Annotated in this window: 28 protein-coding genes and 1 tRNA gene; 11 read left to right on the top strand and 18 right to left on the bottom strand. The window is 69.9% G+C overall.

From position 1 onward, the window contains the following. Nucleotides 1-14 precede the first annotated feature (14 nt). The gene (locus tag NO360_RS12375; RefSeq protein WP_256308532.1) at nt 15-773 is read left to right on the top strand and encodes an adenosylcobinamide amidohydrolase; all 759 of its coding nucleotides are present in this window, start codon (nt 15-17) and stop codon (nt 771-773) included. A 52-nt stretch (nt 774-825) separates the two neighbouring features. On the opposite strand, the gene NO360_RS12380 is transcribed toward NO360_RS12375, so the two are convergent. Together NO360_RS12380 and NO360_RS12385 are read right to left on the bottom strand one after the other, a co-directional pair. Beyond that, nucleotides 826-1521, bottom strand: coding sequence for a PH domain-containing protein (locus NO360_RS12380; protein WP_256308117.1), 696 nt, complete (start codon nt 1519-1521; stop codon nt 826-828). Further along, on the bottom strand, nt 1518-2321 hold the full coding sequence (locus NO360_RS12385) for a hypothetical protein (RefSeq protein ID WP_256308118.1): 804 nt from the start codon (nt 2319-2321) through the stop codon (nt 1518-1520). The genes NO360_RS12380 and NO360_RS12385 overlap by 4 nt, the downstream gene beginning before the upstream one ends. Nucleotides 2322-2522: 201 nt before the next feature. On the opposite strand from NO360_RS12385, the gene NO360_RS12390 reads away from it, so the two are divergent. From NO360_RS12390 to NO360_RS12415, 6 genes are all read left to right on the top strand, one after another. Continuing rightward, nucleotides 2523-3854 carry a cobyrinic acid a,c-diamide synthase CobB gene (locus tag NO360_RS12390; RefSeq protein WP_256308119.1) on the top strand — a complete coding sequence of 444 codons (1332 nt, stop codon included), beginning with the start codon at nt 2523-2525 and terminating at the stop codon, nt 3852-3854. Between the two features lie 90 nt (nt 3855-3944). Beyond that, entirely contained in the window at nt 3945-4217 is a 273-nt protein-coding gene (locus tag NO360_RS12395) for an eL43 family ribosomal protein (protein ID WP_103991381.1), read from the top strand. An 81-nt stretch (nt 4218-4298) separates the two neighbouring features. After that, nucleotides 4299-4433, top strand: a complete 135-nt coding sequence (locus tag NO360_RS12400) for a DNA-directed RNA polymerase subunit P (protein WP_256308120.1) — start codon at nt 4299-4301, stop codon at nt 4431-4433. A gap of 13 nt (nt 4434-4446) precedes the next feature. Beyond that, a complete protein-coding gene (locus NO360_RS12405) occupies nt 4447-4737 on the top strand; it encodes a KEOPS complex subunit Pcc1 (RefSeq protein WP_256308121.1) in 291 nt (96 codons plus the stop codon). Nucleotides 4738-4793: 56 nt separating this feature from the next. After that, entirely contained in the window at nt 4794-5186 is a 393-nt protein-coding gene (locus tag NO360_RS12410) for a prefoldin subunit beta (protein WP_256308122.1), read from the top strand. A gap of 6 nt (nt 5187-5192) precedes the next feature. Next, the gene (locus NO360_RS12415; RefSeq protein WP_256308123.1) at nt 5193-5441 is read left to right on the top strand and encodes a DUF3194 domain-containing protein; all 249 of its coding nucleotides are present in this window, start codon (nt 5193-5195) and stop codon (nt 5439-5441) included. 193 nt (nt 5442-5634) lie between these two features. Here NO360_RS12415 and NO360_RS12420 read toward each other — a convergent pair whose 3' ends face one another. The 3 genes from NO360_RS12420 to NO360_RS12430 all read right to left on the bottom strand — a co-directional run bounded on the left by NO360_RS12420 (nt 5635) and on the right by NO360_RS12430 (nt 9066). After that, a complete protein-coding gene (locus tag NO360_RS12420) occupies nt 5635-7743 on the bottom strand; it encodes a DUF2070 family protein (protein ID WP_256308124.1) in 2109 nt (702 codons plus the stop codon). Nucleotides 7744-7788: 45 nt separating this feature from the next. Then, nucleotides 7789-8337, bottom strand: a complete 549-nt coding sequence (locus NO360_RS12425) for a GMP synthase subunit A (RefSeq protein WP_256308125.1) — start codon at nt 8335-8337, stop codon at nt 7789-7791. Between the two features lie 120 nt (nt 8338-8457). Next, nucleotides 8458-9066, bottom strand: a complete 609-nt coding sequence (locus tag NO360_RS12430; protein WP_256308126.1) for a DUF7097 family protein — start codon at nt 9064-9066, stop codon at nt 8458-8460. Nucleotides 9067-9210: 144 nt separating this feature from the next. Between NO360_RS12430 and NO360_RS12435 the strand changes: the two genes are divergently transcribed. After that, complete coding sequence (locus NO360_RS12435) at nt 9211-9558, top strand: DUF192 domain-containing protein (RefSeq protein WP_256308127.1); 348 nt, start codon at nt 9211-9213, stop codon at nt 9556-9558. A gap of 115 nt (nt 9559-9673) precedes the next feature. Next, nucleotides 9674-11245 (top strand): (R)-citramalate synthase, encoded by a 1572-nt coding sequence (locus NO360_RS12440; protein ID WP_256308128.1) that lies wholly within the window; start codon nt 9674-9676, stop codon nt 11243-11245. Nucleotides 11246-11287: 42 nt separating this feature from the next. On the opposite strand, the gene NO360_RS12445 is transcribed toward NO360_RS12440, so the two are convergent. The 3 genes from NO360_RS12445 to NO360_RS12455 all read right to left on the bottom strand — a co-directional run bounded on the left by NO360_RS12445 (nt 11288) and on the right by NO360_RS12455 (nt 13802). Next, nucleotides 11288-11482, bottom strand: coding sequence for a hypothetical protein (locus tag NO360_RS12445; protein ID WP_256308129.1), 195 nt, complete (start codon nt 11480-11482; stop codon nt 11288-11290). 282 nt (nt 11483-11764) lie between these two features. After that, nucleotides 11765-11849 (bottom strand) — tRNA-Ser (locus tag NO360_RS12450). A 255-nt stretch (nt 11850-12104) separates the two neighbouring features. Continuing rightward, complete coding sequence (locus NO360_RS12455) at nt 12105-13802, bottom strand: histidine kinase N-terminal 7TM domain-containing protein (RefSeq protein WP_256308130.1); 1698 nt, start codon at nt 13800-13802, stop codon at nt 12105-12107. A 210-nt stretch (nt 13803-14012) separates the two neighbouring features. Here NO360_RS12455 and NO360_RS12460 point away from each other — a divergent pair, with 210 nt between their 5' ends. Beyond that, nucleotides 14013-14708 (top strand): DUF6989 domain-containing protein, encoded by a 696-nt coding sequence (locus NO360_RS12460; protein WP_256308131.1) that lies wholly within the window; start codon nt 14013-14015, stop codon nt 14706-14708. Nucleotides 14709-14735: 27 nt separating this feature from the next. On the opposite strand, the gene NO360_RS12465 is transcribed toward NO360_RS12460, so the two are convergent. From NO360_RS12465 to NO360_RS12495, 7 genes are read right to left on the bottom strand one after another with little or no spacing between them, the layout of a single operon-like run. Beyond that, a complete protein-coding gene (locus tag NO360_RS12465; RefSeq protein WP_256308132.1) occupies nt 14736-15338 on the bottom strand; it encodes a DUF7261 family protein in 603 nt (200 codons plus the stop codon). After that, complete coding sequence (locus tag NO360_RS12470; RefSeq protein WP_256308133.1) at nt 15335-15805, bottom strand: DUF7262 family protein; 471 nt, start codon at nt 15803-15805, stop codon at nt 15335-15337. The genes NO360_RS12465 and NO360_RS12470 overlap by 4 nt, the downstream gene beginning before the upstream one ends. Beyond that, a complete protein-coding gene (locus NO360_RS12475) occupies nt 15798-16511 on the bottom strand; it encodes a DUF7263 family protein (RefSeq protein WP_256308134.1) in 714 nt (237 codons plus the stop codon). Before NO360_RS12475 ends, NO360_RS12470 begins: the two co-directional genes overlap by 8 nt. Next, nucleotides 16508-16990, bottom strand: a complete 483-nt coding sequence (locus NO360_RS12480; RefSeq protein WP_256308135.1) for a DUF7266 family protein — start codon at nt 16988-16990, stop codon at nt 16508-16510. Before NO360_RS12480 ends, NO360_RS12475 begins: the two co-directional genes overlap by 4 nt. Further along, nucleotides 16987-17751 (bottom strand): DUF7289 family protein, encoded by a 765-nt coding sequence (locus tag NO360_RS12485; RefSeq protein WP_256308137.1) that lies wholly within the window; start codon nt 17749-17751, stop codon nt 16987-16989. The genes NO360_RS12480 and NO360_RS12485 overlap by 4 nt, the downstream gene beginning before the upstream one ends. Beyond that, nucleotides 17748-19754, bottom strand: a complete 2007-nt coding sequence (locus tag NO360_RS12490) for a type II secretion system F family protein (RefSeq protein ID WP_256308138.1) — start codon at nt 19752-19754, stop codon at nt 17748-17750. Before NO360_RS12490 ends, NO360_RS12485 begins: the two co-directional genes overlap by 4 nt. Further along, the gene (locus tag NO360_RS12495) at nt 19751-22141 is read right to left on the bottom strand and encodes a type II/IV secretion system ATPase subunit (protein ID WP_256308139.1); all 2391 of its coding nucleotides are present in this window, start codon (nt 22139-22141) and stop codon (nt 19751-19753) included. Before NO360_RS12495 ends, NO360_RS12490 begins: the two co-directional genes overlap by 4 nt. A 188-nt stretch (nt 22142-22329) precedes the next feature. Between NO360_RS12495 and NO360_RS12500 the strand changes: the two genes are divergently transcribed. Then, on the top strand, nt 22330-23364 hold the full coding sequence (locus NO360_RS12500; RefSeq protein WP_256308140.1) for a hypothetical protein: 1035 nt from the start codon (nt 22330-22332) through the stop codon (nt 23362-23364). A 9-nt stretch (nt 23365-23373) separates the two neighbouring features. Here the strand turns inward: NO360_RS12500 and NO360_RS12505 are convergent, their stop codons facing one another. The 3 genes from NO360_RS12505 to NO360_RS12515 all read right to left on the bottom strand — a co-directional run bounded on the left by NO360_RS12505 (nt 23374) and on the right by NO360_RS12515 (nt 25510). Beyond that, nucleotides 23374-24111 carry a DUF8116 family protein gene (locus NO360_RS12505; RefSeq protein WP_256308141.1) on the bottom strand — a complete coding sequence of 246 codons (738 nt, stop codon included), beginning with the start codon at nt 24109-24111 and terminating at the stop codon, nt 23374-23376. A gap of 68 nt (nt 24112-24179) precedes the next feature. Next, nucleotides 24180-24734, bottom strand: coding sequence for a DUF8054 family protein (locus tag NO360_RS12510; RefSeq protein ID WP_256308142.1), 555 nt, complete (start codon nt 24732-24734; stop codon nt 24180-24182). Between the two features lie 2 nt (nt 24735-24736). Beyond that, complete coding sequence (locus NO360_RS12515) at nt 24737-25510, bottom strand: nucleotide-binding protein (protein WP_256308143.1); 774 nt, start codon at nt 25508-25510, stop codon at nt 24737-24739. Nucleotides 25511-25543 lie beyond the last annotated feature (33 nt).

A 25543-nucleotide genomic window follows, 5' to 3' on the forward strand; every position in this document is an offset into this window, starting at 1 on the left:
CAGACGTCGGTTCGGTGTTCGAGTCGACGGTCCGCGAGGAGGTCTGCCAGCTTTCCAGACCGGGAACGCGATGGCTCTCGACGGGCTATGAAGGCGGGAGAGCCGACGCCGACGCCGCCTATCTCCTCTCGGTCCCGGAGGGCTGGAACGACGTCGACGTCGCCGGCTACGTCCGTCGTCGACGCCGGGAGGTCGGCTTCGACGAAGCGCCGCCGGAGACGGGTGCCTCCCGTTCCGCACCGGCGCTTCTCACCGGCGTCTCGATGCGGCACGCCCGCCGCGCGCGACTCGGCCCCGTCGAGGCCGTCGTCACCGCTGGCGTGAGTAACCCGGCGGCGCTGCCGATGCCGGACGAAAGCGCCGGCGCGGGGAGACGGCGCGTCGACCGCGGCACCGACGGCGATCGTCGGCACGACGGAACCGTCAACGTCGTCGTGGGCACGAGGCGGTCGCTCGCGCCCGGCGCGCTCGCGAACCTCGTCGCCGTCGCCGCGGAGGCGAAGGCGGCGACGCTGCTCGCGCAGTGCGGGTTCGCGGGGACGACCTCCGACGCGGTCCTCGTCGGCTGCGACCCCGAGGGCGAGGCCGCGACCTTCTCGGGGAGCGCCACCGAGGTCGGGTCGGCGGCGCGCGCCTGCGTCCGCGACGCCCTGCTCGCGGCGCTGGAATCACGTTATCGCGACGCGGTGCCGCCGGCGTCGGTCGACGATGCCGAGCACGGCGTCGTGACCGACCGACGGGCGCGAGTCGACGCCGTCGGAAGCGAGAGGTAGTCGAGTCGAAAAAGAACCGTCGGGAGCGAACCGATCCCGAACGAAGCGGCGGCTACGACTCTTTGTCGGGGAGTTGATCCCGGACCTGCCGTCGGATCCGGTCCGGGTGCGGCACGTTCTCGAATTCGAGGTGGGTCGGGCTCTGAGAGACGCTTCCCGTGAGGAACCCGACGCTCCCGATGCCGAGAATCGTCTCGATCCGGCTCCGTCGGAGTTCGTGACTCCGCACCTTCGACAGCGGGAGTTCGCGCGAGAACGTCTTGTACAGCAGCGAGTACTCGCGTCGGACCGCGTCGGGGGTGACGACGTACCGCGTCCGGGTCAGGACGTACAGTCGGAGCAGGAACCGTCCGGCACCGACGACCGTCAGGAGGACGACCAGGTTCGCGGCGATCTCCGTCCGCTCGGTCGTCCCGAGGAGGGTCGGGTCCGCGAACAGGTACGCGACGATAGCGATGCCGACGACGAGGACGGTCGCGAGACTGAGGATCGTCGGCTTCAGCGTCGGTTGCGTCTCCAGGACGATTTCGGGGTCGTCCGCCGGGCCGTCGGATCCGACCGTCGTAGCGGTCGAGTCAGCCGCCGGTTCGGCCGTCCTTTTCGCCGAGTCGGTCCGTCGGTTCGCTGAACCGGTCGTACCGTCCGTCGACGCCGCCGTCCCCGGACCGGGGTCGGTCGCGGTCGAGTCGGATGCGGCCGTGTTCGCGTCCGGTTCGCTCTGTGTGCTTGGATTGGATTCCTGAGTCATAGCGTGATGCCTCCGGTGGAGTAGACGAGGAGGATCGCGACGTAGATCGCGGGCGAGAGTCCGACCGCGAGCAGGGAGAGTACCGCGCTCGTGACGCCGGCCCCGTGATTCAGCCGTGCGCCGAGGTACATCGAGTAGACGAAGTACAGAACGAGTGCGACCAACAGCGCCAGCACGGCCGTCTCCCCGGAACTCAACTGCACCATCGGGACCGTCTCGCCGACCGAGAACACCCGCCGCGATTCGGGGATGCCGAACAGGTCGTAGAACACCGAGATGAACCGCACCTGAAGGTCGATGACGAGGGCGCGGGCCGTCTCGTAGGCGGCCGCCTGCGAGAGGAACACCAGGACGGTGAAGATGCCGGCCAGGTACGCGCTGACGCTGTAGACGACGGTGTGGACCGTCAGGAGGAACCCCTTGGAACTCCGGGTCACGACGAGTGCCGCGTGGTACGTCAAGAGCGTGACCGCCGAGAGGGCGATCAGGAACACCGAGTTCTGGGCGATGCCCGCGAACAGCCACCACGCCGTGTCGGGGTTGCCGAGCGTCCGCTGCGCGATCGGAACGAACCACGACGGGGCCTGCGTCTCGACGGCCACGCCGTACCCCGAGAGCGTCAGGGGCGTCGCGTAGAGCACCACGTTCGTGAGAAACACGACGAGCAACGATTGGAGTCGCGAGAGGCCCCTCCGGAGCGACGTTCGACTCGCCGCGTTCGACGCCATCACGAACCGCGACGGTCGAAACACGGCGTCGAACAACCCGACCACCGTCCGTCCCACCCTTCCAGTCGCCATCTGCGCGTTGCTTTCAGCACCAGATATAAATAAAAATTGATATGGCTCGGCGCTGACAGGGCGGCGAGTTCGACAGCCAGCGAACGGACGTCCCGACGTCGATCGGAAGCGAACCGCCGTGACGAGAGAGCCGATGTCGGAACGCGGCCACCGCGCGGTCGCGCGGAACCGTTAACCGGGAGGGTCGACGAGACTACCCCGATGACTACCGACGCGGTCCCCTCGGACCTCCCGGGCGTCGTCCTCGCCGGGACGGCGTCGAGCGTTGGCAAGACCGTCGCGACGCTCGCGGTCTGTCGCGCCTTGGAACGCGCCGGCCGGACGCCCGTCGCGGCCAAGGCCGGCCCGGACTTCATCGATCCGAGCCACCACGCCGCGGTCCTCGACCGACCCTCCCGAACGCTCGACCCCTGGCTGGCGGGAGAGACGGGGATCCGGCGCGCCTACGCGCGGGGAGCCGACGACGGCGACGTCTGCGTCGTCGAGGGGATGATGGGGCTGTACGACGGCGACGTCAGCACCGCCGCCGTCGCCGCGGCGCTGGATCTGCCCGTCGTCCTCGTCGTCGACGCCTCCGCGGGGATGGAGAGCGTCGCGGCGACGGCGCTGGGCTTCCAGCAGTACGCCGACCGGGCGGGTTACGACGTCGACGTGGTCGGCCTGCTCGCCGCCCGCGCCCACGGCGGGCGGCACGAGCGCGGCATCCGCGACGCCGTCGAGGGACTCCGGTACGTCGGCCGAACCCCGAAACTCGACGGGCTGGAGATACCGGACCGGCATCTCGGGCTGCACTTCGGCGACGAGTCGCCCGTCTCCGCGGAGGCGCTGGACTCGGCGGCGCGGCAGATCCGGACCGGTGCCCTCCTGGATCTCACCCGCCGACCCCGGCTCGACACCCCGCCCTCGCTCCGCGCGGCCGACGAGACGGGCGTCCGGGTCGCGGTCGCCGCCGACGACGCGTTCCGGTTTGTCTACCCGAGCACGCGCGACCGACTCGCCGCCCGCGGCTCGGTCGAGACTTTCTCGCCCGTCGCCGGCGACTCGGTGCCCGATTGCGACGCGGTCTACCTCCCGGGCGGGTACCCGGAGCGACACGCGGCGGCGCTCTCGGAGTCGGCGACGCTGGAGGAACTCGCGGCGCTCGCGGCCGACGGTCGCCCGATTTTCGGCGAGTGCGGCGGGCTGATGGCCCTCGGCGAGTCGCTGACGACGAGCGAGGGCGCCGAACACGCGATGGCGGGCGTCCTCCCGGTGGAGACGCGAATGCGGGACGGGCCGGTCGCGCTGGACCACGTCGGCGTCCGCGCCCGGACGGACTGCCTCATCGCGCCCGCCGGCGAGACGCGCCGCGGTCACGAGTTCCACTACTCCTCGGGCACGGCCGCCCCCGACGCGCGGTACGCCTTCGAGATGGTTCGGGGAGCCGGCATCGACGGGGCCAACGAGGGTCTCGTGGAGTACCGGACGCTCGGGACCTACGCGCACTTTCACGTGGGATCGGGCGCGTTCGACTACCTGCTCGAATCGGTCTGATCCGGGCGGTCGCGCCGGAGAACGCCGGCCGAGGCGTCACGGACCAATCTCGCAGGGTTTATGCCGCCGCCGGGGGTATCACGCGATACTATGGCCGAACAGAAGGCGCGACAGACCGGCAGCGCCGGTCGCTTTGGTGCGCGATACGGGCGGGTCGCCCGTCGACGCGTAAAGGAGATCGAAGAGGCAACGCGGAACGCGACGGTCGATGAGGACAGCGTCACCCGTCTCGAACCCGGCATCTGGCAGAACGACGAGACCGGCGAGGTCTTCACCGGCGGCACCTACCGCCCGCAGACCCCCGGTGGCAAGCAGGTCCGTCGCTCGATCCGCGCCGCGCTCTCCGGCGAGAGCGACGAGTAAGCGAGCGGTCGCGTGACCCGGTAGTTACCCAGACGCCCGCACACGAAAGAGCCAACACCCCCACTCCCCACGTATTTATCAATGAGCTACAAGTGTTCCCGGTGCAAGCGAGACGTCGAACTGGACGAGTACGGCGGCGTCCGCTGTCCGTACTGCGGCCACCGCATCCTGCTGAAGGAGCGCGCGCCGGACATCAAAGAAGTCCCGGTCGAATAGCATTCTCCCGCCGATGGCGAGCCGAGAAGCGTCCGCCGTCGGGGCCGCACACGCGGCCGAAATCGAATTCGAGTATCGCGACGAGCGGCGCGCTCGGATCGTCGCCGAGAGCGTCCGCGTCGAGGTCGACGAGATCGCGGACGACCGCTCCGGAGCGACGGTTGCTCGCGAGGGACGCCTCGTGCGCGTGACCGTCGAGGCGGCCGACCTGATCGCGCTTCGCGCGGGGACGAACACCTGGATCCGCCTGCTCGACGTCGCAGAGAGCGTCACAGCGCGGGGCGAACGCCCCGTGGGCGGGTAACAGCCGCTGATCGGAGAATACGGGCCTTTTTCAGTCAGCATCCCGTCGCCTCGGATATGCAGGGCAATCTGCCGCCGGAAGCACAAGAGAAACTCGAGGAACTGCAGGATCTTCAGGAGACGGCACAGAAGGTGGCCGCCCAGAAGGAGCAGGCCGAGTCGACGCTGACCGAGTCGAAGACGGCGCTCGACGCCCTCGACGACATCGACGAGGACACGACGATGTACCGCGAGATCGGCGAACTGCTCGTCGAGGCCGACTACGACGAGGCACACGAGGAACTCTCCGAGAAGGTCGACAGCCTCGAGGTCCGCGTCGAACAGCTCGGGAAGCAGGAAGAGCGCGTCCAGGAGCAGTTCGAGAGCCTCCAGGAAGAGCTCCAGCAGATGCTCCAGGGCGGCGGCGCGGGCGGACCGCCGATGGGTCCCGGCGGCGCCGGCGGCGCGTAATCGCCGATGCCGACCGACGAGGAGGTCGTCCAGACGGCCGCTGAGGCCGCCGAGGGCGTGATCTTCGCCCACTACAAGCAGTCGGAACTGACCGACTTCGACGTGACCGTGACGTTCGAAGAAGGCGTCCTCGACGTCGACGTCTACGTCAACGCGCCCGACGACGCCGAGACTGACGCCGACGAAGTCGCCGACGAGGCCGCGCGGGCGGCCGGCGAGGCCGTCGACGAACTGTTCGCGGCCGAAGACGAGTAAGCGGTCGAATCCGCGCCGACGGCGGGGCGGCCGTCGCGCCGTCCGCAGGGCGCTTCTTCTTTCACTCGACGCGAACAGCCGCGCTCGGCGGGGACGCTCACGTGACTCGGAACGCCTCGTTCGACGCGTAGCGGTCCCTCTCTCGCAAAGTGGTCTACCTGCGCGAGGCGGCACCTCTCGCGAGGAACTCTCCCTACGCGAAGAGGAAGATAAGGACGCTGACGGCGACGGCCGCGAGAATGATCGAGACGGCGAACGCGCCGCCCATCGCGACGACCGCGTTCGCGTGGCTGGCCAGCGTCTCCGTGCGGTCGTTGCCGAAGACTGTGACCTCCGCGCGCTCGACGGCGACCCCGGCCTCGACGGGTTCGAGGTCCGCGCGAGCCTCGTCGAGCAGGTCGCAGACGAGTGCCCGGAGTTCGTCCCAGTCGATGGCCGCGCCGACCTGGTTGTCGGCCTCGACGCTGTTGACGATGTGCGTGTCGGTCGTCATCACCTCCGCCTCGTCGACTGGGCCGTCGTCATCGGACGTAGTCCGATTGCCCGAGGCGCTCGGCGCCTCGCTGTCGCCGGACTCCGTCCGGCTGCTCGCGGGACCTCGTCCCGCCCCGTCGCCGGCTCCGCCGGCTACTCGGGACTCCTCCGGAGTCCCGCCCTCCACGAGCGCCTCGACGAGTTCGCCCCGGAGCCCGGGTTCCATATTGTTGCCGTCGATCAGCACGTACGCCGTCTCCTGGTCGTCGACGGCGGTGACGGCGACGCGGACCCCGAGGGGACCGATCCCCTCGGCGGGCGTCCACGGCGTCTCGTCCCACGCGACTCCGAGTTCGAGACCGTGGCGGTCGGCAGTCGAGAGCCGCTGTCCCGAGACGCCGGCCGCGCCGATCATATCGAACGCGCGCTTGGATCCGGGCGTGACGTGGCCCAGGTCCGGGCCGTTCAGCCCGTCGTTGGAGTTGTGCGCGTCGACGAGGACGACGTCGTCGAGGTCGCTCGTTCGGGCCTCCGCCGTCGCCGAGAGGCCGACGCCGTACTCGACGTCGTCGGCGAAGCCGGGCGCGTACGTCGAGACCAGCAGGGCGTCGTCGCCGAACGCCTGCCCGAGCATCGACGCCTCGCCGGACTGCACGCGGACGCTCCGAGTCGCGAGGTCGTCGTATACGATGCGATCCGCCGCCGTTCGGGCCGCGTCGAGGATCGTGTCCACCTCGCTCTCGGTGACGAGGTTGAAGTCGTGACCGGCGGTCGCGTGCGGCGGGAACGCGAGCCCGGGGCAGTCGGTGGCGACCCGTTCGGGGAAGTTTCCGCCCCCGATCTCGCCCATCGGACCGGGGTGGATCATCGGGAGGACGAAGCGTGCCTTCTCCCGCCCGAGATCGGCCGCCGACTCCGTCCCGGCACCGCCGTCGGCCGCGACGTCCGCGCCGTCGCTGTCACCGTCGACCCGGCGGAACGAGAGCACCGAGACCGGCACGAGCGCCTCCTCGCCGAGTTGCTGGAAGAACTCCTCGAGCTCCCGCGAACCCTCGGCCACGTGGCCGACGAACCCGCGCAGGAAATCCAGGAGCGAGACGCCGAGGCTGCGCTTCCACGGCCGATCGACGGCGACGATGAAGGCGTACACCCCCAGCGCGTAGACGCCACAGGTGACCGCGAGCAGCGCGAAGTGCTCGGCGGTGATCGCGGAGAGCTCCGCGGGCGCGTCGGCTGATCGGGCGAGATACGGCGTCAGGTACGCGTCGATGAGGGGGCCGCCGACCTCCAGGAAGCGGAGTGTGCCGCTGTAGACGAACAGCAGGATCGCGGCGGCGAGCGTCTGGAGACTCGCCGGGATCGACGCGACGAGCACCGACGACTCCGAGACCGCCATCACGACGAGGAGCCGGAAGGCGAACACCGACGCGAGGGCGACGACGAGGGCGTCGAAGACGAACCGCTGGCCGAGTCCCGTGAACACCGAGACGATGGCGGCTCCGGTGACGATGGCGACGACGATGATCTCCGAGACCAGCGCGAGCAGCGACGACCGGTTGTTGGTGAGTTTGCCGCCGACGAACCGGTCGACGCCGGCCGTCCCGAACGCGGCGACGACGGTCGGGATTCCGATGAAGAAGATCCCCTCCCAGGCGTCGCGGCCCAGGATGAAGAGCCCCTGCCAGGAGCGGTCGTACGAGCCGGAGTCGAACGCGGCGATCCCCGCGAGCGCCGCGAGCAGGAGCGCGAAGGCGAGGCTGGTGTACCAACTGGGAGCCCGGAAGATGAACCGGGAGAGACTCGCCAGGTCGCTTTGTGTCGAGGTCATAGCGGAGCGGGTGCTGAGATTGGGCGGTGCCGAGGGGCGAACGCGCTACTCGCAGATCGAGACGAAATTGCGGAACACTTCCTCGCCGCGCTCGGTGTGGGCGACCTCCGGGTGCCACTGCACGCCGTAGAGGTCCCGGTCGGTGTCGCTCATCGCCTCGACGTCACAGACGTCCGAGGTCGCCGTTCGCGTGAAGCCCTCGGGGACCTCCTTCACCTCGTCGGCGTGGCTGGCCCACACGCGCGTTTCGGGGGCGAGCGAGCCGACGAGGGGGTCCTCGTCGTCGAGGATCTCGACGTCGACGTCGGCGTAGCCGCCGTAGTCGCCGGAGCCGACCGCGCCGCCGAGTTCCGCGGCGAGGATCTGCATCCCCAGGCAGATGCCGAAGACGGGGACGTCGAGGTCGAGGTAGTCCGGGGAGTTGCCGATGCGGTCCATATCCGGGCCGCCGGAGAGGACGATCCCGTCGGCGTCGACGTCCCCGGGCGGGGTGTCGTTGTCGAGGATCTCGACGTCGACGTCGAGGTCGCGGAGCGCGCGCCGTTCGAGGTGCGTGAACTGGCCATGGTTGTCGATAACGACGATGCGGGTCATCAGTTGGGGAGTCTTACAGCGAAGAGAGGCAAAAAGCGCCCGGTCTGGGCGCGCGTCGGCTCGCTGATGCTTCGAGGCCTCGATGCGGGGACGTCGCCGTGCTGGGGGTCGAGCGCACCGTCACGAGCCGTCGGACTCGCGGCGCTCGCTCGCCGTCGAGAACCCGAACTCCGATTGCTCCTTCGAGCGACGTTCCTCGCGGGCGGCGAACGCCTCGGGGTCGGGTTCGACGTCGTCGTCGACGCGGGCGAACGAGCGGTGGATCTTCGCGTGACACCACCGACAGAGGGCGACGGTGATCTCGTGGCTGGGTTCGTCGGCGCCCGACGCCGGGTCGTAGGTACCGGCAGCGTCGGACGCACCGCCCCGAGCGAGAGCGTCTCCGGAACCGCCGCCGTCGTCACCGCTCCCCCCGTACGACAGGTGGTGCTCTTCGAGCAGGGGCCGCGAGTCGTCGTGGGCGATCCGCACCGCTTCGAGGCCGCAGCGGACGCACTCGCGGCCGTCGGTGGTCGAGCGGTAGTGCGGGCAGTCGCGGAACTCCCGGTCCTCGTCGGCCGCGACGCAGTCGTAGTCCGCCGCGCGCCGGGCGGCCGAAAACTCGGGATCGTCGCCCGCGCGGGTGAGCGCGAACCGACAGCGGCCGTCGTCGGTGAGGTGGTCGCAGACGCCGGCGTGATCGTACGGGTCGTCGACGCCGACCGGCGTGCCCGTTGGCGTCTCCTCCATAGGCGGAACTCGGCGGGCGCGGAGTTGAATCCGGCGGTGAGGTCGGACTGAGTAGGACCGACGTGCGACGGTGAGTCTGCAGAGGTCGAGGCCGCCGGAGCCAGCCGTCGGTCGTTTTATCCGATCGGCCGGAGACCGGCACCTGTGCGAGTCGAACACGACGACAGGGAGGGGACAGAAACGCTCGCGAGCGACGTCGACGTCGCCGACACGTTCCTCTCCCGTGCGCGGGGGCTGATGTTCAGGCGGTCGATTCCGGACGACTACGCGATGGTGTTCACCTTCGACGACGCCGACGAGCGCGACCTGCATATGGTCTGCGTCCCGTTCGACCTCGACGCGCTGTGGCTCGTCGACGGCGAGGTGCGGGAGAAAACGCGTCTCCGAGCGTGGCGCGGACTCGGTGCCGCGGTCGCCGACACGGTCGTCGAACTGCCGGCCGGGGCCGCGGACGACGTCGAAGTCGGCGACAGCGTCCGGATCGTCGAGTGACCGACCGCTAGGTGGGTATCGAGTGACCGCTGCCGGGCGACCGCCGCCCGACCGACCGCCGGAAAAGTGTAATTTAAATACCTGCACGACCACAACCCGTGTGAGCACATGACTCGTGGTCGATTTATTCGGGGGTAACCCCAACAACCCCTTAGCATCCACCGTGGATTCTGACGACTCCGTACAGCTTCTAGATACGACACTGCGCGACGGCGAGCAAGCCCCGGGTGTGTCGCTGACGCCCGACGAGAAAGCCGACATCGCGCGCTCGCTGGATCGAGCGAACATCGAGTTCATCGAGGCCGGCAGCGCCTGCACCGGCGAGGGAGAGCGCGCGACCATCCGACAGGTGACCGCGCTCGATCTCGACGCGACGGTGACGAGCTTCGCCCGCGGCGTCCAGAACGACATCGACCTCGCGCTCGACTGCGACGTCGACGGCGTGACGATCGTCGTCCCCGCCAGCGACAAGCACATCGAGCGGAAAGTGGGAACGACCCACGACGAGGTAGTCGAGAACACCGCCGACCTGGTCGCGTACGCGAAGGACCACGGCCTCTGGGTGGAAGTCATCGGCGAGGACGGCTCCCGCGCCGACCTCGACTTCCTCGAACGCCTGATGCGCGAGGCGCTCGACGCCGGCGCGGACCGGTCCTGCTTCGCCGATACCGTCGGGCACGCCACCCCGGAGACGGCCTACGAGTACGTCTCCAGATTGGCGGAACTCGGGCCGGTGTCGACGCACACCCACGACGACCTCGGACTGGGAATGACGAACGTCTGGGCCAGCCTCGCGGCCGGCGCGGACCTCGTTCACGGCACGATCAACGGGATCGGCGAGCGCGCCGGCAACGTCGCGCTCGAGGAGGTCGCCATCGCGCTGGCGCACGGCTACGACGTGGAGACGGCCAAACTGGAGGACCTCTACGACCTCGCACAGCAGGTCTCCCACGCGACGGGCGTCCCGCTGCCGCCGAACAAGGCGGTCGTCGGCGAGAACGCCTTCACGCACGAGAGCGGCATCCACACCGACGGGACGCTCAAAGACGACACGATGTACGAGCCCTACCCGCCCGAGCTGGTGGGTCGCGAGCGGCGGCTCGTCCTCGGGAAGCACGCCGGCCGCGCCGGCGTCCGCGCCGCGCTCGAAGAGCACGACGTCGACGTGAGCGAGGAGGAACTCGCCGCGATCGTCGAGCGCGTGAAGCGTCTCGGCGACCGCGACAAGCGCGTCACCGACGCCGACCTGCTGGCCATCGCCGAGGACGTCCAGGGACGCGAGCGCGAGCGGTACGTCGAACTGCTCGATCTCACCGCCGCGTCGGGCGGCGGCACGCCGACGGCTTCGGTCCGGCTCCGCGTCGGCGAACAGGAGCGCGTGGCCTCCGGCACCGGCAGCGGCCCGGTCGACGCCGCGGTCAAGGCCGTCCGCGCCGCGCTCGGCTCCGAGGCCGACGCCACACTGGAATCGTACCACGTCGACGCGATCACCGGCGGCACCGACGCCGTCGTCACCGTCGAGGTGGAGATGTCGAAGGGCGACCGGACGGTCACCGTGGCCACTTCCGATTCCGACATCACGCGCTGCAGCGTCGACGCGATGGTCGAGGCGCTCGATCGACTCCTCGGCAGCGCCGCCGTCGGACCCGATTCCGAGTCCGAGGGCGCGACGCTCGCCGACGACTGAGCCGGTCGCCGTCGCGCGACGGTGGGCGGTCGCGGAATTCTTTCAGCGGTCTTCGACGAGATACGTCCAGCCGCCGCGCCGCTCGAAGCGAACGTCGGCCTCGCCCTCGGCGGATCGACGCGCGGCGTACTCGGCGACCTGCGCGGTCGCGACGTCGGTGACGTCGATTCGCCGGGTCGCTCGGTTGCGGTCCGCCTTCGGCTTCGCGTTCGACGTTTCGACTGCCGTTGCGTGCATACCTCCGGGTTCGGACGGAACCGGTATGTAAGCCAGCCTAGTAGAGTGAAAGTGAAAATCGAGGTACTGCGTCGGGGTGATCTGTTCGGCGGGGTAGTACAGGGATCGGCGGCGAGACGCGCTGCTTTGGGGTTGAGTCGGAAGGAGCGCCGAGGGTGAGATGTTGAACCACGGTCGCAGCGAAGCTGCTCCCTGATTCAAATCTCACGTTACCGCTACAGCACGATCAACGCGTGCCGCAGCGCGACGAGACGCGCTGCTTTGGGGTCGATCTAGGAGAAGCGCCGAGGGTGAGATTTGAACTCACGTGTCCGAATGGACAGCAGATTTCGAATCTGCCGCCTTGGCCAGGCTAGGCTACCTCGGCTACATCGATAGATGAACGGCGACGCGTTTAATCGGTTTCGATTTTGGCGGACTGCGGGCGAGGCTGCAATCGACACGTCCGGCGACGGCTCAAGCCGCGCCGGTGGCTGCGTCGGGTGAGGACAGCGACGACGCGACTCGTCGGGCGGTCCCTCCGTCGCAATGCTACCGCGGACGATGGCGTCGAAAAGGCACCTGCCCAGTCGAGACCCTGACTCGCCCCCGCAACCTGCCCTCGGTCACGGTCGCAGACCGGTCACTCCTCCCGCGCGGGGAACGTGAGCCTCACCGTCGCAGTCTCCGATTTGGAATTCGGCGCGCCTACCTCCTCGCTTCCGTCCGCTTCGTCGCCGAACGCGAGTTCGCCGCCGTTCTCGATCACGCACCAGTACGCGAGCCACAGCCCCAGTCCTTCGGCGTGTCGCAATGGTGTCTCCGAGCCCGCAGAGAGCGCTTCGCGCTCGACGGCCGGGATCGGGGGTCCGTCGGATTCGATCCGTATCACGACGTCGTCTCGACGCTCGACGGCGATCTGTATCGTGACACCGCCGTTTTCGCCGTCGACCTGGCCGACGAGCAGTTCGGTCAGTTCCTCGATGGCCGTCGCGAGCGACCCGGCGTCGGTGAGTTCGGCCTCGACGTGCGGCGTGCCGACGAACGTGAACGTCGACTCCGGAAACTTTCGTCTCGACTGGTGAACGATCCCGGCGACGATGGCAGTGACGTCGTGGGTCGTCGTCGGCTGCGTGTGCGAGTCGTCGAGTTCGGAGACTTTCCGGGCCTTGTCGCTGACGGTGAGGAGGTCGTCGGTCCGGTCGAGAATCGAGCGGGCGGCCCGTTTCGTCTCCGCGTCGGAGCCGGTGGCGACGATGTCGGCGTAGCCACGGACCACGTTCATATCGTTCCGGAGGTTGTGCCGGAGCACTCGGTTGGCCACTTCCAGGCGCTGTTCGTACCGATGTCGACCGGTGACGTCCCGGAGCGCCAGCGCGTACCCGATCTCGTCGCCCCGCTCGTCGGTGAGGTCCGAGACGCGGATGTCGTACGCTAGGTTGTTCGCGTCCGTCACGGTGGTCCCGTGGAGCTGTTCGAACTGCGTCTCGGGGAACACGTCGTCGATCCGGGACCCGACGTCCGGTGGCGGGTCGAGGATCCGACGGGCGATGTCGTCGACTTGGATGACGACCCGATCGGAATTCAACACCACGAGACCGTCGCCCATCGCCTGGAACGCCTGGCGGCGCGCGATCGGAACCCGTTCGAGCAGGTCGAAGCGGTAGAGTCCGAGAACCAACAGCAGACCGGTGAACGTGAACATAAACGGTGTCAGATCGAGCGAGGGGACCGGACTGATTCCCAGCACAAACGCGATGTTCGAGAGGAACGGGGGTAGGGGCGCGACGAGCAGGACGAGCACCTGCTTCCAGTAGACGAGCGACCAGCGGATCCCGACGAGGAAGATCATCCACATTCCGATCGTGACGGTGACGTAAGCGACGAGCAGGTGGCCGTAGTACAGCGGGCCGAACGCGAGTTCGACGGCCGCTCCGGGCGTGGCCACAGCCTCCGAGGAGACCGTCCAGACGAGTCCGTGGGCCGAATTCGTCGCGATCGCGCCAATCATCACGAGCGGTTCGAGCGCGAACGCCGCGGCCCGTCGCCGCGTCATCCACTGCGAGCGACTGACGTACTGGACGACGAATCCCAGCCAGAGGAACGGCGCGAGCGTCGAGATAGCGAACGTGAGTCCCCACCAGAACGACTGCGGCGCGACGGCGTCGTAACCGAGCTGGATCGAATAGGTGAGCGCCGAGAGACCGACGACGGCCATCAGCAGGGTGACCTCGGGACCGCACCGGGACGTCCGGTTCCGCCAGCCGACGAGCGCCAACGCTGCGTAAACCGCGAGGGTTGTGAAGCCGGCGGCGGACGCCGCAGTGAGTTCCCACGGCATACGTAAGCAGGTCGTGTTGCTCCGAGGAGTCCCTGATACATCAAACCACCAGTCGGGCGACGGATCGGACAATCGGCTGACGAAGGGAGAAACGGCACCGAATACAGCCAGCACGTGATTCTTCTATTACACTAGTGGCTCGCCGCTCCCCGCCCGGTTCAACAGGCGAACTTTTACGCTTGCAGCGGACGACCGCCGCGTACGACCCGTATGAGTAAGACACACGGCGCACCGGCTTCGGCAGGTATCGTCGGCCGATGGAACGGGCTCAGACCGGCGGATCGATGGGTGATCGGCTGGATCGGCGTGAACCTGCTCGTCTTCGGCCACGTCGTCCTCTTCGAGACGCCGCTGTGGCTGACGTACGCCTACAACGGCCTGCTCTACGCCATCGGAATCTGGGTCGCGGTCCGCTTTGCGGCCGTGCGAGACGTGTTCGTCCTCGGCAGCGTCGCGGGCGTGCTGGAAGTCGGCGTCGACGCGTTCCTCGTCTCCACCGGTTCGCTGGTCTACCCCGACTCGCTGCCGATGCTCCTCGGCTCGCCGCTCTATATGCCGCTGTCGTGGGCGCTGATTATCACGTACTTCGGGTATCTCGGTCGCCGTCTCGACGACGCGGGCGGTCCGCTCGCGGCGACGGTCGGCCCGTCGGTCGCCGCGATGGTGCTCGTCGGCTTCTTCGAGTACGGCGCGCACTTCGCCGGGATCTGGCGGTACGAAATCGCGCCGCTCGCGATGCTCGGGACCGTTCCGGCCTTCATCGTCGCCGCTGAGGGCGTGATGTTCGCGGCGCTCTACTGGGTGGTCCGACTCCGCCGACCGCTACTCGGCGGCGTGGTTTTCGCGACCGTCATCAGCGTCAGCTACGTCGGGGCTTACGCGCTGTTCGCCGCGGTCGGCGGGTGAAAGCGCCGGCGGGCGAGCGGAGCGCCGTTACGAGATCACGCGAACGACGACCGCAGCGGTGGTCGACTCGGCGGGCGAGACGATCCGAATCCGGAACGCGGCGGCCACGACCGTCACCTCGCCCGCGCGCTCCTGGACGACCACGCCACCGACCGATCCGCACGGGCCGAACTCCCGGCCGGAGCCGCCGGGGCAGTTCGTCTCGGCCCACGAGGTCGCAGTCGCGTCGTCGAACGTCACCGCGAGGGACCGACTCTCCTCTGCGTGAGCTGCTTCGAGTCGGTCTGCGTCCTCGGCGACGACGGCGCGGATCCGCTCGGCGACGGCGCGCTCCCGTCGGGCGGTACCGTCCGGGCCGACGCCGTCGCCCGCGTCCCTCGCCCGGTCGCGGACGGCGGCGCGGAACGACGCCGCGAGGTCCCGTTCGATCTGTTCGACCGAGGCGACCTCGACCGCGCCCGCCCCAGCGCTCGTTCGGTCGGCGTCGTACCCCAGTTGGGCGTAGGCGATCGTCATCGACAGGAACGCGACCGCGACGACCGCGGCGGCGACGAGGACGATCTGTGCGCGGTCCTCGTCGGAGTCGCCGTCGGCTCCGCTCCGCCGTAGCCGACGCCTTCGTCGACTCACACGTACCACACCCGGATGGTGACCGCGCAACGTCCCGTCGAGAGCGTCGCCCGTCCGCTCGGAACGCCGTTCGGCCGCGGCGCGCCGACGACGCCGTGCGGCGTCTCGATGCGGCCGAACACCGAGGTCGGAAGCACCGAATCGAGGCGTTCGTCGAGCGCGTCGCGCTCGATGTCGAAGGCACGCTGTGATCGGCAGCCGGCCGAGAGTCGGCTCCGTCCGTCGCCGACCGGCGTCTCGGCGTCGAGAATCGCAAGCGCGTCGGCGGCGGTCCGGTCGAGCGTCGGGTCGGCCTCCGTGGCCCCCTCCTCGACGGGAACCCAGAGGAACCCCGCGACGACCGAGAGAACCAGGAGCGCCCCGACGGCCGCCTCGACCAGAGAGGTCGCGAGTTGGGCGCGGTCCCCGGGCGGTCGACGTCCGTCGCCCCCGTCCGTCGGCCGGCGTCTCACACTGTCCTCACGCACCGACCGTCACCACCAGTCGTTCGACGGTTCCGGTTCGGGCAGTCCAGCCGACGGTTCCGGTACCGCCTCCGTACCCGACGGACTCGAAGGCGACGGGCAGCGGCCGCGTGTGGGGGACCGAGACGTCGTATCGGCCGTCGAGCCCCGACGGGTCGTGGAGGACGACGCGGTCGCCGGCGCGGACGGTCCGCACGGTCCGTGACGGACTCGTCTCGACGCGGATCGTCACCCGGCCGTCGTGGTCGTCGACGAGGACCTGTGCGCGGTCGTCCAAGGCGACCCGATCGGTTTCGGGCGTCCAGCGCTCGACGCGCACCCGGCGGTCGACGACGACAGGTCGGCCGTCGTCGGGGACGTCCTCTCCCTCGCGGTCGACGAGGACCGCCTCGCCCAGCGAGACGCGTACCGAGCGACCGCGGATCGCCGGCACCGCGTCGTCGAGGTCGGCCGCGGTGAGATTCGAGACGGCGCTCGCCCGGAGCGCGTTCCGACGGCGCGTGTGCGTCGCGTCGGCGTCGACGAGGTGCGCCGCGAGCGCCTCGGCCGCGCGCGTCGCCCCGGGCTGGCGGTCCGCGTCGGCCAGCGCGTCGTTCGCGAGCGTGGCCCCGGCGACCGTCACGGTCGTCACGACGACGAGCGCGACGGCGAACCCGATCAGGTTCGCCTGCGCGCGGTCGATCCTAACCACCTCAGCGCAGTCGCTCATCGAGCCTCCTCCGCTGTCGCGTCGCCGTCGCCGAGCGTGACGCGGATCCCGTTCTCCCCGTCGACTCGGATCCACGACGGCGACGTGCTCGTCGCGGCGCCGCCGACCGCGACGTCGCCCGGGACCCCGAGACGGAGTCGGCCGCCCACCCGGTCGTCGGGGTGGACGAGCGTCAGCGTCGACACGTCACCGCGCCGTCCGGCGACGATCCGATAGGGATCGCCGTGGATCGTCTCGGGGAGCCGAACCGCGACGCGGCGGTCGATGTCGAGGACGTCGCTCGGCGGGACTGCGGCTTCCGTCCGCTCGGCGGCCGCGACGAGCGTCCGGTCGCCGAGTTCGGTTCCGACCGCTGCCCGGTAGTCGGGCGCGATTCCGCCGAAGAACGTCGCCGTCAGCAGGGCGACGAAGAGGACGCCGACGCCGAGTTCGAGCGTCTTCCCCACGACTGGGGAGAGACCGCGGTCGGACGCTCTCATCGACCCACCGCCAACTCGAGTCGGACGTCGTGAACGACGAGGTGGACCGCCCGCTCGCCCTCGAAGGACGCCACGACGCTCGGAACCCCGTCGCCGTCGAAGTCGCGACGGGTGGTCGTCGCGCCGCGGTCCCGCAGGTGTCGCTCCCACGCCGCCGGCGTCGACGTTTCGATGCCGAGTCGGTAGTCGGCGATCGGCAGACGCTGCCGGGCGGCGTCGCCGTCGGTTTCGAGCGTCACGGCGAGGCGGTGGTTCCCGGTCGAGACGCCGTCCGCGCCGCTGGCGTTCAGGACGGGCACGCCGACGTATAGTCGGTCCTCGGCGGGCGCGATCCGACTCGGCGCGGACAGCCGACTGCGACGCGGATCGCTCCGGACGACCGCGCCGGCGAAGCCCGTCACCCGCGTGTCGCCGTCGGCGTAGACGATAGCGCCGGCGTGGGCCGCCCAGACGACGCCGTCGTCGTCGAGGAGCCACACCGTCCGGTTCACGACCTCGATCGTCCCGCTCGCCAGTTCGACGGTCGTCTCTCGATCGCCGGCGCCCGGGCCGAGCGCGGTTTCGAGGTCGTCCGCGACGCGGGTCGACGCCGCCGAGGCGGCGCCGTCCTCGACGATCGACCCCGCCGTCGCCGTCAGCCCGCCCACGGCGAGGACGGTGAGTCCGAGGAGGATGGCGACGCCGACGACGGCGGCCTGGGCGCGGTCCGGGGCGCGGGGCGGGGCCGGGACGGTGGAATCGGGGGCTCGACGCCGACTCATACCAACCCCGTCCCCGTGAAGACGACGTGGCAGACGGCGACGAGACATCCCGAGTGAAGCAGCGCCTCGTACTGCCCGCGGCTGGCGACGCCGGCGAACCAGCCGGCGGCCAGCATCGTCGCCTGCGTCGTCACGTACACCCGGTACTGATCGCGCGCGAGGTCGACCGCGCCGGGATCGACCGCGACGCCGGACAGTTCCGACATCGTCGAGAGCCGATCGAAGCCCGCGAAGACGTTGGCGCTCGTCGCGACGCTGATTCCGATGACGAGCAGCGCCGTCGTCCACCCGACCGCGACGTAAACCAGCATTCCCGAGCGGAGCGCCCGTTTCTCGTGGTACAGCCGTCCCACCTCGCCCTGAAGCGTCTCGAAGACGACGCCGGTGTCGCTGCCGGCGTCGAGCGCGCCGATCACGAGGCCGACGGTCTGCTCGGCCATCGGGGTCCCGACGCGGTCGACGAAGCGGTCGAGGGCGGCGGTTCGAAGGTCCGTCTCGCCGCTCTCGACCGGCGTCGTGAGATGGAGGTTCATCGAGAGGTCCGCGACGTCGCGGTTCAGCGGTCCCAGGTCCACGTCCCGCGCGACGTGGTCGACCGCCGACGAGAACGGTCGGCCGAGGTTGACGTGCCCGGAGACGGCGTGAACGAAGTCCTTCAACTCGTGGTCCTTCGCGTCGTCGAGTCGCGCCCGGCGGACGGCGATGAGACCGACCGGGATCGAAAAACCGACGTAGCCGACGAGCAGCGAGACCACGGTGTCGACGCCCAGGCTGACCGACGCGACGAACCCGGCGATCCCGACCGGCGCGAACGCGACGGCGGCGCTCGCGGGGTTCGTCGTCGCCGTCCGGAGGATCGCGAGCGTGCTCGCCGGTCGACGGTAGACGACGTGCTGGTCTGGCGGCCGGAGTCGCGAGACGAGCGCGGCGGTCGCGACGCCGACCAGGAGGATGAAGCCGGCGCTCCCGTAGACGACGAGCGCGCGCAGCGTGATCGGTCCGATCGGGGTCCGCACGGGCGCGGAGAGCCCCGGCGCGACGATGCTCATCACGGTGAGCACGATCACGAGCAGGGCCGGCAGGACGAGCAGCACGACGAACAGTTCCGCAAGCAGTTCGAGGAAACCCTCCGCGCGCCGGCGGTCCCTGTCCTGCTGGTGTCGCAGCATCCGGCTCTCCATCGAGAGGTACTCCCTGAGGGCGTCCGACCCCTGCTCGGCGTGCTCGCGGAACTTGAGGAGAAACGGCGCGAGGCTGTCCTGCGCCGGCGTGTCCCTGGCGACCCGACGGAGTCCCTCGTCGACGTTCCCCGTCATCGCGGCGGTGTTGAGCGCCTTTCGGAGCGCCACCGCCGTCTCGCCGTAGGCGTCGGTGTCGGCGACGCGGCGGAGCATCGCCCGTCGACCGTCGCTCCCCGAGGCGAGGACGTTCAGATAGCGCACCGCGCTCGGCAGCGTCCGCCCGATGTTCGCCCGCCGCGCGGCGGTGAGCCAGCGGAGGTAGCGGCCGCCGGCGTAGACCACGCCGAGGTGGACGCCGACGGCGACGAGCGCCCCGACGCCGCCGACGACCGCGGTCCGCTGCCAGGGGGCGAGGACGATCCGCTCGGGGAGCGAGCCGCCGAACCCGTCGCCGCTGACGCGACCGAACCGTTCGAGGACGGCCGCCGCGGCCGATTCGACGACCCCTGCGGGGAGGAGCAGTCCGACCGCGGCGACGCCGCCGGCGACGAGGGCGGCGAGCGCCCACGAGAGCGCGTAGGTGCGGGCCAGATACAGGTCGAACGCGACCGTGACGTTGGTGCCGCGGTAGGCGCGGCGGTCGCGTTCGTGTCGCCGCGCGTCAGCACGGCTGGCGAAGAGCGCGTACGCCGCGCGGTCGAGGGGGCCGAGCGATCGGTCGGCGTACGCGCGCCGGGGTCCGTCGGCCGTCGAATCCTCCGCCGCCTTCGAGCGGCCGACCGCGTCCGACGTGTTCGACTGCGCCGTATCCGAACCGCTCACCGGCGGTCGCTCCGGTGCGTCGCGTTCGTGTGGCTATCGGCGCGGGGGCTGCCGCCGTCGCGGTTGGCCTCGCCGCCGCGGCGACCGCGCTCATCGCGTCCGTCCCGCCCGCCGCCGTCCGCTCGGGTCCGGTGCGCCCGCTGCCGCCGGACGCGCTCGACCGTCGCGGCCTCGTCGGTCCGGAGGTCCGAGAGGAACCCGAACAGCCGGTCGACGTCGCGTTCGCCCTCCCGGAGGAGGTACTCGACGTAGCCGCGCTTGCGCCGGAACTCGCGTTCGATGTCCGCGACGTCGCGGTCGGTCGCGGCAGCGATTCGGTGGAAGACGCGGAGCGCGCTGTGGTGCGTCTCGCCCGCGGTCGCGGCGTTCTCGCCGCCGAGTTGCGGGTGGTCGTACGCCATCGCGAACGACCCGTCGGTTTCGCGCCACAGCAGCGTGTTGTAGTACAGCGTCGTGCCGTCCTTCTCGACGACGCCGGTGCGCGCGGAGGCCGGGAGCTCCTCGTACTCGGACTCGGTGAGGAGTTCGACCGCGGAGCCGACGTAGCGCTCGCCGTCGACTCTCCGGGGGAAGACCACCAGATCGAGTTCGCGCAGGAGGTAGACGGGCAGCCCCTGCTCGACGACCCGGTTGACGAGCGTCTCGATGTCCTCGGCGTGCGTCGTGCCCACGACCCCATGCCCAGTATTGAGCACCTCAGCGAAGGTCTCGAACGACTCGGGCGTGTTGACCTCGGCGATGACCTCGACATCGGGGTTGAGATAATTTGCCTCGGTCATCAGGTCCGCCATCGAGACGCGCTTGTAGGCGTTCTCGTGGTCGCGCGTCGTCAACGAGACGCCCGTCTCGTGGGGGAGGTACACCTCGCGGGAGCCCTCGTCGATGCTGATCGGGCGGTGGTCGTAGGGGATGAACGGCATATGGGCGTTCATCAGCGTCGTCTTGCCCGCGCCGGTCGGCCCCGAGAACAGCACCACGCGGTGGTGTTCGTACAGCAGCCACAGGAGCGTCACCAGTTCGGTCGGGATCGAGCCGAACTCGACGAGGTCGATCGGCGTCAGCGGCGACGACGCCTGCTTGCGGATGGAGACGTGCGGGCCGTCCTCGGAGATGACCGGCAGCGCGACGGCGCACCGGATGGTCTCGCCGTGGCCGGAGGCGTCGGGAGCGACGCCCTCGGGTCGGAGATTCACCTTCGCCGACGGCTGACTCGCGCTGAGTTCGACGCCGTCGGCGGCGGCGAGTTGGGTCACGACGTTGACGAAGCTCGTCTCGTCCGCGAAGGTGAGGTTGGTCGGAACGCGCTCGCCGGCGCGGACGACGTCGGCGCGGGGGACGACCTTGATCCGCTCGCCGACCCGGTTCGCCTCGACGTCTTCGAGGTGGGGGTCGCGGATCGGCACCGTGAGAACGCCCTCGCCGACGTAGTCGCGGAGGACGTAGTAGACCAGGTCGTCGAGCCGGTCCTGCGCGTAGCGGCGGTCCACGGGCGGGACGCCGATCCCGTACGCCGAGAGCGCGCTGCGGACGCGGTACCGCGTCGCCTCGAACCACGCGCGGGTGTTGCGGGCGGTGAGCCGGCGGGAGAGGAAGGCCCGCGCCCGCTCGCGGATGAACGCCGTCCGGTCCTCGACCACCTCGTCGACGTTGGCCTCCCAGATCCGCTCTTTGCACTCGGCGACAAGGTCCTCGTCGCCGGGGAGCAGGTCTGGTTCGAGGACCGCGTACTTGGCGTCGAAGCGGTCGTCGCCGAGGAGCCGGTCCCGATGGACGACGACGTCGACGTCGAAGCCGGCGAACGAGACCGTGTAATCCCGCAGTCGCTCGCCGGCGACCCGCGTCGCGAAGGCGGCGTCTGCGCGGAACGCCGTCACGGCCGGGGCGTAGTTCTCGGTGTGGACGACGAGCGCGCCGTCGGTCTCGCCCTCGATGTCGACGACGTCGACGCGGTCGTCGAGCGCGATGGGCGTGACGGCCCCGAGCAGGCGCAACTCACAGAGCGCGTAGTACTCGATTCGACGGCGCGAGGCGGGAGAGACGTCGAGGAGTCGATCCAGGACGCGGCGGTACTTTGCGGGCAGTCCCGCGGCCGCACGCTCGGCCGTCCCTTGTCGGGTGAGCGGCCGCCGGACCTCGACGCCCGAGAAGTGGGACGTCACCGACGCCAGCGCCCGTTCCGCGGCCGCCCCGAGCGCCGGTTCTCGAAGGTGATACGAGAAGCCGACGCCGTCGGCGGCGTCGCGAATCGTCGCGACGACGCCGGGTGTCACCTCGTACTGTGCCCGGACGGTCCCGGCGTACCACGCGTCGGCGCTGTCGGGTGGTTCGGGCGCAGGAACGGCCGGTGTGTCGGCTCTGCTCGGCGTCCGTCTCGCCCCCGAAGTCATCCCCGTACTCCGGGGGTGCCTCGATCGGTCATACCGTCGCTTCTTTCGTATTCGTATATAAACACTCACGCCGGTTATCGAACGGGAGAATCAGGCCGGGCAGAGCCGTGTCGGTCTCGCCGCGAGGGTCGACACCGAGTGGCTGCCAGTACCATACCGCTTAGGTACGTCTGGCGTGACGCTCGAACGTGACGTGCAGCAATCCCGCTCAGACGGTCGCCCGGTCCGTCGACGGCCAGCGCGCGGCGGAGTTACTCCAGTCGGTGCGCGACCACGACCTCCCTCCGTGCCTCCGATCGCTCGTCGCCGAGTACCAGACGTTCGAGGGCGCGCGACCGCTGTTCATCTGGCAGTGGGTCCATCGGCTCGCGCCGAAGAACGCGATGCCCGTCGTCGGCGACGACCACCGCGAGACGGTCGCGACGAACAAGACGATCCTCGTCCTCTTCGTCACGATCCTCGACGACCTAGTCGAGAAGCGGCAGGACTACGCGACGTTCGACGCGATCTCACGGCTCGTTCGCCTCCGGGCGGACGACGCCGACCCGATGCCGACCGAGACGTTCCGATCCGACGTCGACGGGGAGTACGTGGCGTTCGCGAGAACGGTGTGGACGACGCTCCTCGACCGTCTGGAAGACGCGCCGCGGTACGACAGATACGCCTCGCTCTTTCGCTTCGACGTCAGACAGATTCTCACCGCGATCGAGTACACCACAGTCGTCATCGACAGCCCCGAACTGGCGACGAGGGCCGACCTGGACCGATACGAGACGCACAATATGGGAATGTACAGTTACCTCGACATCGACCTGATGTACGCCGACGGCGACCACGCCGGGTCGCTCTCGCTCTTGCGCGACGCCGTCGACGCCGGACAGCGGATGGCGCGGATCGGCAACTGGCTCAGCACGTGGGAGCGGGAACTCAGGGAGGGCGACGTCAGTTCCGGCATCGTCGTCACCGCCCTCGAACGCGGTCTCGTCGACCCCGAGGAACTGCCGGATCCCGACGGGAGCGCGGACGTGTCGGTCGCGGCCGACCGATTGATCGATCGAATCGTCGAACACGACCTCGAATCGGAACTGCTCGACGAGTGGAACGGAGAGTATCGACGGCTCTGCACGCTGAGCGAGCGGAGCGACGCGGTCGATCTCGAGCCGTTCGTCGAGGGGACGAAAGACGTCCTCCGGTATCACCTGGCCAGTCGCGGGTTCAAGTGAGAAGCACGGTCAGGCGCCGCCGAAGCGTTCGCGCTCGCGGCGACACACCCGCTCCCAGACCGACAGGAGCGAACTCCCGAGTCCGTAGCGCTCGTCGACCGCCCGTACCCACTCGTCGTCGGTGAAGAGCAGGTACTGAAGGCGGCGAACGGTCGGATCGAGGTCCTCGACCGCGAGGTCGCCGACGTAGTAGCCGACCGTCTGCGAGCGCGTCTCCGCGATCAGTTCGGGCGGGACGCCGATGCCGCACTCGGTGGCGACGTAATCGAACCACTCCAGGTGGAGAATCGCGTCCGCGAACGCGAACCGGTCGGCGAACCCCGAAACTGATTCGAGGGCCGGCGCGCCGCGGGAGACGACGTCTCCGGGACGACTGAACCGCGGGAGCGAGACGTGATCGATCGTCGCCGCGTACTGGTCGGCGACCCGTCTGAGCCGCCACTCCGCGTACGCCACGGGCGGCGTCAGCGGGAGTTCGTACCAGACCGGCGTCCACTCCAGGAACGGGAGGCCGAACGCGGCGTCGGCATACAGGTCGGCGGCGATCAGCCGGTTCACCGCGGGCGCGACGTCCGCGCCCGTCCGGCCCGCCCGCATCGCCGTCTCGGCCTCGTCGATGAATCCCGGGAGATCCCCCGTGTGGAACCCCATCCCGTCGGCGACGCGGAGCAGGTACTCTCCGCCGGGACGGAACCAGTCGGCGAAGTCCGACGCCGTTCGGGCGCGCAGCAGCGAGAAGACGCTCACGACCGGAGGTAGGCCGCCGATCGTATATATCGTCTCGTTTTCGCCCGGGGTTCGAGCGGGATCGGCAGTCACGTCCCGTCGTCGATCTGGTCCGACAGCCCCCACTCGGCGGCGCGCGACGCCGCCTCCGCGCGGGCCTCCTCGCGGATCGACTCGATGGACTCGGTGTCGGCGAGGAACGCCTCGACGGCGCTCGTTCCCCCGTCCTCGGAGAGCCGGCCCTCGGGCGCGGCCTCGCGCGTTCGCTCCACGAGCGCCGCGTCGTCGGCCAGTCGCCGCGCCGGTGCGAGCGCGCCGACGCGGAGGTCCTCGACCCGGTGGGCCGCCCGTAACTCGTCGGGCGGGAGTTCGTAGACGGCGGTGTGGAACAGCCGCCCCGACAGCGCGTCGAGCGCGTCGTCGCCGCCGGCGTCGCTTCCGGGATGATACGCCAGGACTGGGACGCCGTCCTCGAACGTGACGACCGCGCGCTCGTCGTCGCCGAGGAGGATCGATCCCCCCGACTCGAAGACGACGTACCCGGTGAGTTCGCGGTCGAGCACCCCGGAGAGCGTGTCGCCCACGTCGGCGTCGGTTCGAGAGCGGCACAGTTCGCCCTCGGGGATGTGGCCGTCGACGACCATCGTCAGGGTCGGTCCGGAACGACCGCGCTCCGGAAGCGGTCCGCGACGCCCGCGGCGTCGCCGGCCCGGACGTCCAGGTTCGCCGCGGCCTCGTGAAAGGCGTCGGCCGCAGGATCTCTCGGCGCGTGCGCGAGCAGCGGTTCGCCGGCGCGGCGGGCCGCCCGCACCGCGTCGCTCTCGGGGACGCTCGCCAGCGTCGTCCCGCCGAAGTAGCGCGCGGCCTGGTCGGCGATCGACTCGACGTCCTCGTCGGGGCGGACCCGGTTGAACAGCACGCCCGCGGTCTCGGTGCCGTACGAGCGGGCGTACTCCTGGACCTTCAGGCCGTCCGAGAGCGAGGGGACCGTCGGCTGAAGCACGACGACGACGCGGTCGGCGAGCACGACGGGGAGGACCGCGCTCTTCGATCCGAGCGCCGCCGGCGAGTCGAGCAGGAGAACGTCGGTGTCGGCGGCGAGTTCGGCGACGACGTCCCGAAGCCGCTCCGGATCCGCCTCCTCGAAGGCCGTGAGGCTCGTCCCGCAGGGGACCACCGACATCCCGAAGCGGTCGTAGACGGCCGCCTCGACCGGGACGTCGCGCTCGGCGACGAGCAGGTCGTGCAGCGTCACGTCCGCGTCGTCCAGTCCGGCGTGAAACAGGAGGTTCGCCATCCCGGTGTCGGCGTCGATGACCGTCACGTCGTACCGATCGGCGAGCGCCATCCCGAGCGCCAGCGTGCTCGTCGTCTTTCCGGTGCCGCCCTTGCCGCTCGCGACGGCGAACGCCTCGACCATACCCGGGAGTCGCGACGGGCCGATAAAACTCTT

This window comes from Halobellus litoreus (assembly GCF_024464595.1).
GTDB classification, from domain to species: domain Archaea; phylum Halobacteriota; class Halobacteria; order Halobacteriales; family Haloferacaceae; genus Haloquadratum; species Haloquadratum litoreum.